The organism is Euryhalocaulis caribicus (assembly GCF_000412185.1).
Lineage (GTDB): Bacteria > Pseudomonadota > Alphaproteobacteria > Caulobacterales > Maricaulaceae > Euryhalocaulis > Euryhalocaulis caribicus.
On record NZ_ASJA01000001.1, the window covers coordinates 53,146 to 65,923 of the forward strand.

At 65.1% G+C, this 12,778-nt stretch carries 11 protein-coding genes; 10 read left to right on the forward strand and 1 reads right to left on the reverse strand.

Annotation, left to right across the window (positions count from 1 at the left end; all coding sequences use genetic code 11):
* Positions 1–5: 5 nt before the first annotated feature.
* From L338_RS00265 to recQ, 10 genes are all read left to right on the forward strand, one after another.
* A complete protein-coding gene (locus L338_RS00265) occupies positions 6–1,472 on the forward strand; it encodes an alkaline phosphatase (protein ID WP_022696350.1) in 1,467 nt (488 codons plus the stop codon).
* Between the two features lie 159 nt (positions 1,473–1,631).
* On the forward strand, positions 1,632–2,717 hold the full coding sequence (locus L338_RS00270; RefSeq protein ID WP_206740758.1) for a glycerate kinase type-2 family protein: 1,086 nt from the start codon (positions 1,632–1,634) through the stop codon (positions 2,715–2,717).
* A gap of 194 nt (positions 2,718–2,911) precedes the next feature.
* Positions 2,912–3,631, forward strand: a complete 720-nt coding sequence (locus L338_RS00275; protein ID WP_022696351.1) for a dienelactone hydrolase family protein — start codon at positions 2,912–2,914, stop codon at positions 3,629–3,631.
* A 99-nt stretch (positions 3,632–3,730) separates the two neighbouring features.
* Positions 3,731–5,521: a long-chain-acyl-CoA synthetase gene (locus L338_RS00280; RefSeq protein WP_022696352.1), complete on the forward strand. Its 1,791-nt coding sequence runs from the start codon at positions 3,731–3,733 to the stop codon at positions 5,519–5,521.
* Entirely contained in the window at positions 5,499–6,080 is a 582-nt protein-coding gene (locus tag L338_RS00285; protein ID WP_022696353.1) for a DUF924 family protein, read from the forward strand. The genes L338_RS00280 and L338_RS00285 overlap by 23 nt, the downstream gene beginning before the upstream one ends.
* Before the next feature lie 128 nt (positions 6,081–6,208).
* Positions 6,209–6,424, forward strand: coding sequence for a hypothetical protein (locus L338_RS00290; RefSeq protein ID WP_022696354.1), 216 nt, complete (start codon positions 6,209–6,211; stop codon positions 6,422–6,424).
* Positions 6,425–6,450: 26 nt separating this feature from the next.
* On the forward strand, positions 6,451–7,881 hold the full coding sequence (locus tag L338_RS00295; RefSeq protein ID WP_022696355.1) for a protein adenylyltransferase SelO family protein: 1,431 nt from the start codon (positions 6,451–6,453) through the stop codon (positions 7,879–7,881).
* A complete protein-coding gene (gene arfB, locus L338_RS00300; RefSeq protein WP_022696356.1) occupies positions 7,874–8,290 on the forward strand; it encodes an alternative ribosome rescue aminoacyl-tRNA hydrolase ArfB in 417 nt (138 codons plus the stop codon). The genes L338_RS00295 and arfB overlap by 8 nt, the downstream gene beginning before the upstream one ends.
* A gap of 56 nt (positions 8,291–8,346) precedes the next feature.
* The gene (locus L338_RS00305; RefSeq protein WP_022696357.1) at positions 8,347–9,057 is read left to right on the forward strand and encodes an SDR family NAD(P)-dependent oxidoreductase; all 711 of its coding nucleotides are present in this window, start codon (positions 8,347–8,349) and stop codon (positions 9,055–9,057) included.
* A 48-nt stretch (positions 9,058–9,105) separates the two neighbouring features.
* Positions 9,106–10,905, forward strand: coding sequence for a DNA helicase RecQ (gene recQ / locus L338_RS00310; RefSeq protein WP_022696358.1), 1,800 nt, complete (start codon positions 9,106–9,108; stop codon positions 10,903–10,905).
* 39 nt (positions 10,906–10,944) lie between these two features.
* Here the strand turns inward: recQ and L338_RS00315 are convergent, their stop codons facing one another.
* On the reverse strand, positions 10,945–12,762 hold the full coding sequence (locus L338_RS00315) for a gamma-glutamyltransferase family protein (RefSeq protein WP_022696359.1): 1,818 nt from the start codon (positions 12,760–12,762) through the stop codon (positions 10,945–10,947).
* Positions 12,763–12,778: the final 16 nt, after the last annotated feature.

Below are 12,778 nucleotides of genomic sequence, written 5' to 3' on the forward strand. Positions count from 1 at the left end.
GGCCAATGCTGACCACGCTTTTACTTTCAGCCGCCATCGCCGGCCAACCGGCCGAACCGCCGCAGGATTACGCCGCGGACGCCCGCGCGGCGCTGTCCGATCGTCTTGCCCGGATCCCGGTCACGGGCCGCGCGAAGAATGTGATCGTGTTCGTTGGCGACGGGCTGAGCATTTCCACCGCCACCGCCGCGCGCATCCTCGACGGTCAATTGCGCGGCGTTGACGGCGAATCCAACGCGCTGTCGTTCGAGAAATTCCCTTATACGGGCCTGTCCAAAACCTATTCCCATGACTTCCAGGTCTCTGATTCCGCGGCCACCGCGACAGCCATCATGACCGGCTCCAAAACTCGCAGCGGCATGATCAATGTCACATTGGACGCCCAGCCGTCCGACTGCGGGCCGGATGCGCCGAACCGCCTGCAAAGCCTGGCTGAAATCGCCGAGACCGCGGGCAAGGCGACGGGCCTGGTTTCCACCGCCCGGATTACCCACGCGACCCCGGCGACGGTCTATGCCCACGTTCCGGAACGCGACTGGGAGTCGGATGACGACGTGCCGGAAGGCCTGCGCGAATCCTGCCCGGACATTGCGCGTCAGCTGATCGAATGGCCGGCCGGCGACGGTCTGGAACTAGCGATGGGCGGCGGCCGGGCCGGCTTCCTGCCGGAGGACATGGCCGACCCGGAACATGAGGGCGAATTCGGCAACCGGCTGGACGGCCGCGACCTGACGGCGGAATGGGTCGAAAAGGCTGGCGAAAATGGCGCCTATGTCTGGAATCGCGAGCAATTCGATGCGCTGGATGCGGCCGGCGCGCCGCGCGTTCTGGCCCTGTTCGAGCCAAGCCACATGCAATATGACGCCGACCGCGCGGACGACCCCGCCGGAGAGCCGTCACTGTCGGAAATGACGGCCAAGGCGATAGATATTCTTTCCACGGACGAGGACGGCTTCTTCCTGATGGTGGAGGGAGGACGCATCGACCACGCCCATCACGCCGGAAACGCCTATCGCGCCCTGACGGACGCCGTCGCGTTTTCAAAGGCGGTGGAAACGGCGCTGTCAAAAGTCGATCCGGCGGAGACGCTGATCGTGGTCACGGCCGATCATGGCCACACCCTGACGATTTCCGGCTATCCGGCGCGGGGCAATCCCATCCTTGGCCTCGCCGCAACGCCCGCTGCCCTCATCAAGGCGCAGGACGGCAAGCCCTATACCACGCTCGGCTACGCCAATGGTCCGGGCGCGGTTGACGGCGAACGCCCCGATTTGTCCGATGTCGATGTCCGGGACAAGGACTTCCGGCAACAGGCGCTGGTCCCTTCGGGCTCCGAAACCCATACTGGCGACGACGTTCCCATCTATGCAAAGGGGCCGTGGGCGCATTTGCTGACCGGCGTGGTGGAGCAGAACTATATCTTCCACGCCATGCGCCACGCCATGACGTATGAGGAAAACGCTGCCGAGTAACGCCGCTTCGCTGGACCCCGGAGATCCGCGGGGGTTTCTGCGCAGCCTTCTGGCGATCGCGCTGGACGCGGTGAACCCGGCCGCCCGCATGGGCGATTGTCTGCCGGAACCGCCAAAGGGGCGCACGTTGGTTCTGGGCCGGGCAAAGCCTCCGCCCTGATGGCCGAAGCGCTGGAGGCCCTGTGGCCGGGCGAGCTGTCGGGTGAGGTCGTCGTGCCCGATGGCCATGAACGGCCGCTCCGCCGCATACGCGTCGAGACCGCCGGGCATCCGGTTCCAGACGCGCGCAGCGCCGCCGCCGCGCGGCGGGCGCTGGACCAGGCCGCAGAGCTCGGCCCCGACGATCTCCTGATTGCCCTGATTTCCGGCGGCGGCTCGGCGCTCTGGTGCGCGCCGCGGGGTGTGGCCCGGGAAGAAAAGGCGGACTTGCTGAACGCCCTGATGGCGGCGGGCGCGCCGATCGGCGATCTGAACGCGGTGCGCGGCGTCTTGTCTGACATCAAGGCGGGGGGCCTGGCGCGAGCGGCCTGTCCCGCCCGCCTCGCAACCTTCGTGATTTCGGACGTGCCCGGAGACGACCCGGCGCTGGTCGCCTCCGGCCCGACCGTGCCGGGACCGGCGCGGGACCCGGCGGCGATTTTACGGCGGTGGAATGTGCCGCCGCCGGCGCGATGGCCAGCGCAGGCGGAGGGCGAGGCGGCGCGTGGCCCGGTGCGCCTTATCGGATCGGCGCGCGAGGCGCTGGCCGCAGCGTCGCGGGCGGCGGAGCGCGCGGGCGTCAATGTTGAAATACTGGGCGAGGCGATTGAGGGCGACGCGGAAACGGTCGCCCGCGATCACGCCTACAAAATCCGCGCGATTCCGGCGGCCGAGGGCCCGTTATTATTGCTCTCGGGCGGCGAGGTGACAGCGCCTGCGCCCGCCGGGAGCGCGCGGGGCGGGCCCAATACGCATTACGCGCTCGCCCTGGCGCTCGCGCTGGACCGCGCCCCCGGCATATTCGCCCTTGCGGCGGATACGGACGGGCTGGATGGCCGGGCGGAAGGGGCGGGCGCCTATGTCGGTCCGGCGACGCTGCCGCGCGCGGTCGAGGCCGGACTGGACCCCGCCGCCATGTTGGCGGGATTCGACAGTGCAAGTCTTTTTGACGACCTCGGGGACAAAATTATTACTGGCCCAACGGGCGTGAATGTCTCGGATTTCCGCGCTATTCTTTTGAATCAGAGATTTATTAACCGAGATTAATCCTTGCGGTTATGTTCAATTTTGTTAAAGTCCGTTCAGACCACGGGCATTCCCGTCGTCGGTTAGCGACTTTTCTTTTCCGGCCCCGCTTCGCGCGGGGCCGTTTTTTTTTCTGACAGCTTGCCGGTGGAACGCGCCGCCCGCGCACGCCATTATTATCCTCGAACTTGTAAACGCGAGGAGGCGACGCCGAGATGACCATCCAGACCGAAACCGTCGATTACGAACATCAGGGAACGGCGTTGCAGGGCTTCAAGGCCTGGGACGATTCCGTGCCCGGTCCGCGCCCCGCCGTTCTGGTCTCCCACGCATGGGCCGGCCGGGGCGAATTCGAGAATGAGCGCGCCCGGGACCTGGCGGAGCTGGGCTATACCGGCTTTGCGCTGGATCTCTATGGCAAGGGCGTTCTGGGTTCCAGCGTCGAGGAAAACCAGAAGCTGATGGGCCCATTCCTGGAAGATCGCGCCATGCTTCAGGATCGCCTGAAAACGGCGCTGGACCTTGTCCGCGGCATGCCGGACGTGGACCAGAACCATGTCGCGGCCATCGGCTTCTGCTTTGGCGGCCTGTGCGTTCTGGATATCGCCCGCACGGGCGAGGACGTCGACGGCGTCATCAGCTTCCACGGCCTGTTCAACGCGCCGGAGGTCGGCAAGGCCGACCGGATCAAGGCGAAGGTTCTGGCCCTGCATGGCTGGGACGACCCGATGGCGGAGCCGGATTCGGTGGTCGGTTTCGCAAAGGAAATGAGCGAGGCGCAGGCGGACTGGCGGCTGCACGCCTATGGCGGCACCATGCACGCTTTCACCAATCCCAACGCCAACGACCCGGATCTCGGCACGGTCTATAACGAGAAGTCGGCGGATCTGGCTTGGAAGGCGATGCGCGATTTTCTCTCTGAATGTTTTGCCTGAGGCATAAAGGCGCGGGGTGCGCGGCGTCATTTCATTGACGGTTAAACGGCCCCCGATAAGTTCGGTCTGTTGCGATATCTTCCGGGAAATGAGGAAATAATGGGTCTGTTCGGCGCGGTCTCCCGCGAGGTCAAATACATCACCAGCCTGGCGCGCATTCTCAAGCGGGTCAGCAAGGTGCAGGGCGATCCGGACTTGCTGACCGTCGACCAGATCGAGGAGTCCGTGGACCGTCACGCCGACCGGCCGGCCCTGATGGAAGACGATACGGTCTGGACCTATGCGGAGATGGACGCCTATGCGAACCGCGTCGCCCACTGGGCCGTGGCGCAGGGCCTGAAGCCCGGCGATACGGTCGCGATCTATATGCAGAACCGGATCGAATATTTTCCGATCTGGTACGGGCTTTCCAAGGTCGGCGTGGTCGGCGCGCTGCTGAACAATCAGCTGTTCGGGTCATCGCTGGCCCACACGATCACAATCGCCGAGGCCAGACACATCATCGTGGACGTGGACCTGCAGGACAATTTCGAGTCCGCGCGCGGCGAACTGAAAGACATGCCGACCGACTGGTTCGCATGCGGGGATTGCCCGGGCCGCAGCTTTGAAGAGGCGCTGGAAGGCCAGCCGGATGACCGTCCCGCGCGCGACCGCAGGGCGGGCGAGAAGGCGGCAGACACCTGTCTGAAAATGTTCACCAGCGGCACCACGGGGCTGCCCAAGGTTGCCCGCATGACCCATACGCGGGTCCTGACCTACATGAACACGTTCGCCGTCGCCTCCCGGTCCAATGACGAAGACCGGGTGATGATGGTCCTGCCGCTCTATCACGCCACGGGCGGGCTGTGCGGCGTCGGGACGGCGATCATGGCGGGCGGCGCGGTCATTGTTCGCCGCCGTTTCTCCGCCTCAAGCTTCTGGGATGAGGCCATCCGCTACAAGGCGACAATCCTGATGTATGTGGGCGAGCTGTGCCGCTTCCTGATGGCGCAGGACTCCACCCCGAAAGAACGTGAGCACCAGATACGCTGCGCCATCGGCAACGGCCTTCGCCCCGATGTCTGGACGCGTTTCGTCAAGCGCACCGGCATCGAATTCATCGTGGAATTCTATGGCGCGACCGAGGGCAATGTGGCGCTGTTGAATGTCGGCGGCCAGCCCGGCTCCATCGGCCGCGTCGCGCCCTATCTCAAGAGCCGCTTCAATATCGAACTGATCCGCCACGATGTCGAAACCAGCGAACCGGTCCGCGACGCGGAAGGCCACGCCATCGTGGTTGAGCCGGACGAGGTCGGCGAGGCGATTGGCGAGATCAAGCCGGGCGATCCGCGCTATCGCTTCGATGGCTACGCCAACAAGGAAGAAACGGAGAAGAAAATCCTCCGCGACGTGTTCGAGCCCGGCGACGCCTGGTTCCGCACGGGCGATTTGATGAAGCGCGACAAGCTGGGCAATTATTATTTCATCGACCGGATCGGCGACACTTACCGTTGGATGGCGGAGAATGTCGCCACCAGCGAGGTGGAGGAAGCGATCGGCGTTCTGGACAGCGTCGAGCAGGCCGTCGTGTATGGCGTGAAGGTTCCTGGCTATGACGGCCGCGCCGGCATGGCGGCGATCACGACCGGCGATGATTTCGACCTCGATTCCCTGATGCTCCGCCTGAAGGAAGACCTGCCGGCCTATGCGCGCCCCATCTTCCTGCGCCTGCGGACGGAGCCGGACACGACCGGCACGTTCAAATACCGCAAGAAGGATTTGAAGGAAGACGGGTTCGATCCGGTGAAAGTGGGCGAGCCTCTCTTCTATCTTGATCCGGAAACCGGGCGGTACGAGCCGCTGGACGGGCCGGCCTACGAGGCGATCAATGGCGGCAATCTCCGCTTCTGACCTGACATCCATTGCGGCCTTCTGGCGGTCGGCGGGGCCGCAGGCCTGGTTTCTGTCCGATCCGGTGTTCGACGCGGAAATCGCCATCCGATTTGGCGACCGGATTTCGGCGGCCGTGACGGCGCTTCAGGCGGGGCCGCATCCGGGGGAAGACGACGCCGAGGCGGCGCTGGGTCTGTGCATCCTGATGGACCAGTTCCCGCGCAATATCTATCGCGGCCTCGCGCTAAGCTGGAAACATGACCCGCTGGCGCTGGCCGCCGCCCGCCGCATTGTCGGCGCGAACCGGGATCTGGAAATAGAGGGGCCGGTCCGGCAGTTTTTCTATACGCCCTTCATGCACGCCGAGGATGCGGAAACGCAGGCCGAAAGCGTGATGCTTTACGCAGAGCGGCTGGGCGATGAGAACAATTCCCGTCATGCCCGCGCGCATCTGAACATCATTGAAAAATTCGGCCGCTTTCCGACGCGCAACGCTGTGCTTGGCCGCGCTTTGACGGAAGCCGAGCGCCGCTGGCTGGCCGAGGAGGGCTACGGGGCGGAACTGAACGCCGCATAGGGTGTTTCCTGCCCGGCAAATCCGTCCGCGTCATACTTAATTTCGAATAATTACAACAGCTTGGCTCTGGCATTCCGCTTGCTCCGCTATCTGGCAAAACTGACCTTCCAACCGGAGCCTGACCCCAAATGTCCCAGATCACCGCTGAAGACCTCACCCAGATCGCCCATCTTCTTGTCGACCGCCACGGCGCGCAGGCCTGCATTTACGCCACCCAGGCGGTGGAGGAGATGGAGGATCTGGGCGACGAGCCGCGCGCCGAGGCGTGGCGCGCGCTGCGGGCGGTGATTGTGGACGCGATCGAAGGCCGTCTCGATCGCCGGGCCGGGAAAAGCTTGCACTGAGCCGTGCGGGCGGCCATGTCCGCCCCATGAGCGATATTGTCTCCGATTATCGGCCCGACCCGCGCATTCTGGAGCTGGGGGAGGGCTTTCATGACGAAGTGAAGCCGGCCGTCTTCCCAGAGGAGCGGCTGCGCTTTCGCAATGACCGCTGGGCGCGGCGCGTCGGGCTGGGCGACCAGACCGACGATGAATGGCGCGCGCATTTCGCGCGTTTCGAGCCGCTTGAGGATAATCTGGGCCAGCCGCTGGCGCTGCGTTATCACGGCCACCAATTCCGGCATTACAATCCCGATATCGGCGACGGACGAGGCTTTCTTTACGCGCAATTGCGCGATGACCGCGACCGGCTTCTGGACCTGGCCACCAAGGGATCGGGCCAGACGCCCTGGTCGCGCAGCGGCGATGGACGCCTGACGCTGCAGGGCGGGGTGCGGGAAGTGCTGGCGGCGCAAAGGCTGGAGGCGCTGGGCGTGGAAACGTCCAAGCCGTTCGCGCTCTACGAGACGGGCGAGGAACTGGTCCGGCATGACGAGCCCTCGCCGGCGCGTTCCGCCGTGCTGACCCGGCTGGGCTGGAGCCATATCCGCATCGGTACATTCCAGCGCCATGCGTTTGAGGAATCTCCAGAGCGCATTCAGGCCCTGCTGGATCACTGCATCAGCGCTTATTATCCCGAGCTGGAAGACCGGAAAGGCGATGACCGCGCCGCGGCGTTTCTGGAAAATGTGGTTCGCCGCAGCGCGCGCCTGACGGCGCAATGGATGGCCGCAGGGTTCGTCCATGGCGTTCTGAACACCGATAATCTCAACGTCACGGGCGAGAGTTTCGATTACGGTCCCTGGCGCTTCCTGCCCTATTATGAGCCCGGTTTCACCGCCGCCTATTTCGACGAAAGCGGGTTGTACGCCTATGCGCGGCAGCCGGATTCGGTGTTCTGGACGATGCAGCAGCTGGCGGCCTGCCTCAGCGCTATCGTCGAAGATACGAAACCGCTGGTCGAGGCGTTGAACGTCTTCCCCGACGCCTATCAGGACGAAACCCGCGCCGCCTTCCTGAAGCGTCTGGGCGTGCTGAGCGCTGGCGCAGAGGCCGATACGAAACTGCTTCAGTCCCTGTTGGCCTTCCTGCGCGAGAGCCAGGCGCCGTGGGAGCGGTTTTTCTATGACTGGTATTGCGGCAAGGAATCCGAACGCCGCGCCGCCGAAAGCCCGGAAGCGGCGCGCTATCAGGGCGAGGCGTTCGATGCGTTCCGCGCGCAACTGGATAGTCACGCCGCCGAGGACCGGGATCGCCTCAATCATATCTATTTCAAACGCGGCCATCCCTGCACGCTGGTCTACGAAGACCACGCCGCGCTGTGGGCGAAAATCGCCGGGGACGATGACTGGTCGGGCTTCGAGGAAATGCTGGCGGACACGGAGCTGATGCGGCGGGCGTTGGCGGGCGAACATGATTGAGCCCGTCCCGCATATCCGCATTAACGAGTCGGAGATCGAGGAGTCGTTCGTTCGCGCTTCCGGTCCCGGCGGGCAGAACGTCAACAAGGTCGAGACGGCGGTGCAGCTGCGTTTCGACGCCAAAGGCTCCGACTCCATTCCGGCCCCGGTATTTGCGCGCCTGCGGCGGATCGCGGGCAAGCGGATGACCAAGGATGGCGTGCTGGTAATCACGGCCCGCACGCACCGCACACAGGCGCGCAATCGCGCTGACGCGCTGGCCCGGCTGAACGAGCTGGTCGCGCGGGCCGCCGAGCCGCCCAAGAAGCGTAAACGCACCGGGGTTACTCCGTCCCAGAAACGAAAGCGGCTGGATGCGAAGAAGCAGCACGCCCACAAGAAATTCCTGCGCGGCAAGCCTGACATATAGCGGGCGAGCGCCTTGCCGGGGCGGGGCCGCGCCATAGTTCTGCCTGCATGGCAGGCATGAGTCTTTCTTCTTTTCCCAGAGGCGGCGCCGCCGTGGTGGTTGGCGCGAGCGGCGGCATCGGCCGCGCTTTTTCCGCCGCCCTAGAAGCGTCTCCAGCGTTCGATCAGGTGATCGCGTTGAGCCGTTCCGGCGAAGCGAAACTGGATCTGACCGATCCCGCCAGTATTGAACGCGCCGCGGCCGGACTGGCCGAAAGCGGCGCGGATATCCGCCTGGTCATCGACGCCACGGGCTTTCTGCATGATGAAGCGTTCGCCCCGGAGAAAAGCTGGAGCGAGATTGATCTCGCCCATATGGAAAAGGCGTTCGGCATCAACGCGTTTGGCCCAGCGCTTCTGATCAGGCACATGCTTCCCCTGTTGCCGAAGGAAGGAAAATCCGTGTTCGCCAGCCTGTCGGCCAAGGTCGGCAGCATCGGCGATAACGGGATTGGCGGCTGGTACAGCTATCGCGCTTCCAAGGCGGCGCTGAACCAGTTCGTGAAGACCGCGTCTGTCGAATTGAAGCGGCGGAACAAGGCGGCGGTGATCGCGGCGCTGCATCCGGGCACGGTGGACACGAAACTGTCCCAGCCGTTCGCCAAGTCGGGCCTGAACGTGCGGGAGCCGGAAACCGCGGCTGCGGACCTTCTGATGGTTATTGATGCGCTACGACCTGAACAGTCCGGCGGCTTCTTCGATTATCGCGGCGAGGAACTGCCCTGGTGACGCTTTGGCGCTTTGCCTCGCGGGCCGCACGCCGCTAGACGCGAGGGCATGCGTGATCCGGAATCGATTCTTCATGAGGTGTTCGGCTTCGCGGGCTTCCGACCCGGGCAGGAAGAGATCGTGCGCGCCGTCCTTCGCGGCGAGGACGTGCTGGCCGTCATGCCGACGGGCGGGGGCAAGTCGCTCTGCTATCAATTGCCGGCGCTGGCGCGCGGCGGGCTGACCGTTGTTGTCTCCCCGCTGATTGCGCTCATGCGCGACCAGGTGGCCGCGCTGCGCGCCTATGGCGTGGAGGCCGGGGCGCTGAACTCTGCCAATGAGCCCGAAGAGAATGAGCGCATATCGGACGCGCTGAACGATGGCTCGCTGCGGCTGCTCTATGTGTCGCCGGAGCGTCTGGCCGGGCCGGGGACGCAGGCGCGGCTGGCCAAGTGCGGCGTCGGCCTGCTGGCGATTGACGAAGCGCATTGCGTTTCCGAATGGGGACATGATTTCCGGCCCGAATACGCGGCGCTGGGCGATGCGCGAACCGCGATCGAGGCCAATCAGGTGATGGCGCTGACCGCCACGGCCGATGCGGCGACGCGCGACGATGTTGCGGCCAAGCTGTTTTCCCGGCCGCCGAAGATTTTCGTGCAGGGGTTCGACCGGCCCAATCTGCGGCTGGCGATGTCCCCCAAGCAGAACGCGACGAAGCAGATACTGGATCTGGCCGGACGGCACAGGGGAGAGAGCGGGATCGTCTATTGCTCCTCCCGCAAGCAGACCGAGACGATTGCCGAGGCGCTGCGCGGCGCGGGGGTGCGGGCGCTGCCCTATCACGCCGGTCTGGACGCCGCCGAGCGCAGCGAGAACCAGGACGCCTTCGTGCGCGAGGACGCGGTGGTGATGGCCGCGACCGTGGCGTTCGGCATGGGCGTGGACAAGCCGGACGTGCGTTTCGTGGCTCATGCGGCGCTGCCCAAGACCATCGAGGCCTATTATCAGGAGATCGGGCGCGCGGGCCGTGACGGCCTACCCGCCGATACGCTGACGCTGTATGGCTGGGGCGATATCAAGCTGCGCCAGAGTCAGATCGACGAAAGCGGCGCCTCCGAGGACAAGAAGCGGCTGGAGCGCCAGAAGCTGAACGCGCTGCTGGCGCTGGCCGAGGCGCCGGAGTGCCGCCGCCAGACGCTGCTGGCCTATTTCGGCGATACGCTGGAAGAACCCTGCGGCCACTGCGATCTTTGCGAGAGCGAGACCGGGTCCTTCGACGGGACGATTGAGGCGCAGAAAATCCTGTCGGCGATCTACCGCACCGGTCAGCGCTTCGGCGCGGCCCATATCGCAGACGTTCTGACGGGCAAGGACACGGATGCGGCGCGGCGCTGGAACCACGATGCGATCCCCACTTTCGGCGCCGGTTCGGACCGGCCGAAAACGCAATGGATGGGCCTGATCCGGCAGGTTTACGCGGCCGGTCTGGCCGAAATGGATATCGGCGAATATGGCGGTCTGCGCCTGACCGCGAAGGGCGCGGCGGTGTTGCGCGGCGAACGCATCGTGCGTCTGCGTGAAGAACGGCTGCGCGCGAAACCCGCCCGCCAGCGGACGGCCAGCGCCGCCTCGCCCGAACTTTCCAGCCGCGACGGCGAATTGTTCGAGGCGCTGCGCGGGCTTCGCGCCGAGCTGGCGCGGGAGGCCAATGTGCCGGCCTATGTGGTGTTCGCCGACCGCACTCTGATCGAAATGGCCGCCGAGCGCCCGTCCTCTCTGGCCGCCATGGGCCGCATCCACGGCGTTGGCGGCAAGAAGCTTGAACGCTACGGCGCGGCGTTTCTGGAAGTTATCGACGCGGCGGGGTAGGGGGCGCGAACTTCCACGGGAAATTCCGTCCTCTATCCCTTAATAGCCGATGGCGATGCCGTCTTTGCGCATCTCGGTGGCGCCGGTATAGACGCCGGTTTCGAGGTCGCGCGTGATGGCCTGATAGCCGCCGAACATGAGCCCATCGGAGACGATTTCGACATTGTGGCCCATGGCGCGGAGGCGCTCGACGGTGGCGTCCGGAATGCCGGCTTCCAGGTGGAGCGTGCCGAGCGGATCGCCGTGGATGGAGGTGACCGCGCTGCCACCGCTGTGATTGAGACGGGCGGCGTCGCCGGCGGCCTGAAGGTTCATGCCGTAATCGACAAGATTGACCATGATCTGGGCGTGACCCTGCGGCTGCATGGCGCCGCCCATCAGGCCGAAGCTCATCCAGGGCTGGCCGTCCTTCATCGCGAAGGCCGGGATGATGGTGTGGAAGGGGCGCTTGCCCGGCTCATAGACGTTGGGATGGCCGTCTTCGAGGCTGAACAGTTCGCCCCGGTCCTGCAGCATGAAGCCGAGACCGTCCGGCACGAGGCCCGAACCCATGCCGCGATAATTGGACTGGATCAGGGAGACCATCATGCCCGAGGAATCGGCGACGGTGAGATAGGTGGTGTCGCCGTCGCTCTCCAGCTTGGGTTCGATCATCGGCGGTTCGCCATGGGTGAATTCGGAGGCCGCCTTTTCGGGGTCGATCAGGGCGAAGCGTTCCTGGCCGTAAGCGTCCGACAGCAGCCAGTCGACGGGGGCGGGCGAGAAGTCCGGGTCCGCGTAGAAACGGGCGACATCCTCGAACGCCAGGCGCTTGGCCTCGGTGATGTAGTGGATCACTTCGGGGGAGCCGCGCTCCCACTGCGACAGGTCGACATTCTTCAGGATGTTCATCATCTGAAGCGCGGCGAAGCCCTGACCGTTGGGCGGCAGTTCGCACAGCGCATAGCCGCCGCGATAATCGACACAGCCGGGCTCGACCCATTCGCTCTCATGAGCGGCGAAGTCCTCATAGCTGAGGTCGCCGCCGATGCGCTTCATATAGGCGTCGATCGTGCGGGCGATCTCGCCCTCATAGAAAGCCTCGCGGCCGCCCTCTGCAATCAGGGAGAGCGTATTGCCGAGATCAGGATTGGAGAAGATTTCGCCGGCCTCGGGCGCGCCGCCCTCAAAATAGGTCGCGCGGGCATTGTCGAACTCCTCCATCATGGGGAGGTTCTCTTCAAACCGGGCGAGATTATACTGCATGTAAAAGGCGATGACGGGGGAGACGGGGAAACCGTCATTGGCGTAGCCGATGGCCGGGGCCAGAACTTCGCTCATTTCCAGCTTGCCGAAGCGCTCATGCATCTCGAACCAGGCGTCGACCGTGCCGGGGACGGTGACGGGAAGGGAGCCGAGCGGCGGGATGCCGTTGCCTTCGCCCACGATGGCGGCGGCCTCCGCGCGCATTTCTTCGATGTCGCGACCCAGAGCGGCGCGGCCCGAGCCATTGAGGCCATAGAGCCTTTCGGTCTCCGGGTCCCAGATGATGGCGAACAGATCGCCGCCGATGCCGTTGCCGGTCGGCTCCATCAGGCCGATCGCTGCGTTCGCCGCGATGGCGGCGTCCACGGCCGAGCCGCCGCGCTTGAGAATGTCGATGGCGACCTGGCTGGCCAGCGGCTGCGCCGTGGCGGCCATGCCGTGTTCGGCGATGACCGGGCTGCGCGACCAGGCCGGCCCCACGGGGCGCCCGCCGCCGCCGATGGCGGCGGTATCCGGGGCGGCCTCCGTTTCGGCCGGTTGCGCGGAAGCCGGGGCGGCGAACATGGAAACGGAAAGCGCGGCGATACACGCGGCGGCGAAACGAACAGTCATTGGCGAACCCCCATCA

Excerpts from the sequence above, each read along its gene's own strand:
- L338_RS00265 (WP_022696350.1), top strand. The coding sequence starts at position 6 with ATGCTGACCACGCTTTTACTTTCAGCCGCCATCGCCGGCCAACCGGCC.
- L338_RS00270 (WP_206740758.1), top strand. The coding sequence starts at position 1,632 with ATGGCCGAAGCGCTGGAGGCCCTGTGGCCGGGCGAGCTGTCGGGTGAG.
- L338_RS00275 (WP_022696351.1), top strand. The coding sequence starts at position 2,912 with ATGACCATCCAGACCGAAACCGTCGATTACGAACATCAGGGAACGGCG.
- L338_RS00280 (WP_022696352.1), top strand. The coding sequence starts at position 3,731 with ATGGGTCTGTTCGGCGCGGTCTCCCGCGAGGTCAAATACATCACCAGC.
- L338_RS00285 (WP_022696353.1), top strand. The coding sequence starts at position 5,499 with ATGGCGGCAATCTCCGCTTCTGACCTGACATCCATTGCGGCCTTCTGG.
- L338_RS00290 (WP_022696354.1), top strand. The coding sequence starts at position 6,209 with ATGTCCCAGATCACCGCTGAAGACCTCACCCAGATCGCCCATCTTCTT.
- L338_RS00295 (WP_022696355.1), top strand. The coding sequence starts at position 6,451 with ATGAGCGATATTGTCTCCGATTATCGGCCCGACCCGCGCATTCTGGAG.
- arfB (WP_022696356.1), top strand. The coding sequence starts at position 7,874 with ATGATTGAGCCCGTCCCGCATATCCGCATTAACGAGTCGGAGATCGAG.
- L338_RS00305 (WP_022696357.1), top strand. The coding sequence starts at position 8,347 with ATGAGTCTTTCTTCTTTTCCCAGAGGCGGCGCCGCCGTGGTGGTTGGC.
- recQ (WP_022696358.1), top strand. The coding sequence starts at position 9,106 with ATGCGTGATCCGGAATCGATTCTTCATGAGGTGTTCGGCTTCGCGGGC.
- L338_RS00315 (WP_022696359.1), bottom strand. The coding sequence starts at position 12,762 with ATGACTGTTCGTTTCGCCGCCGCGTGTATCGCCGCGCTTTCCGTTTCC.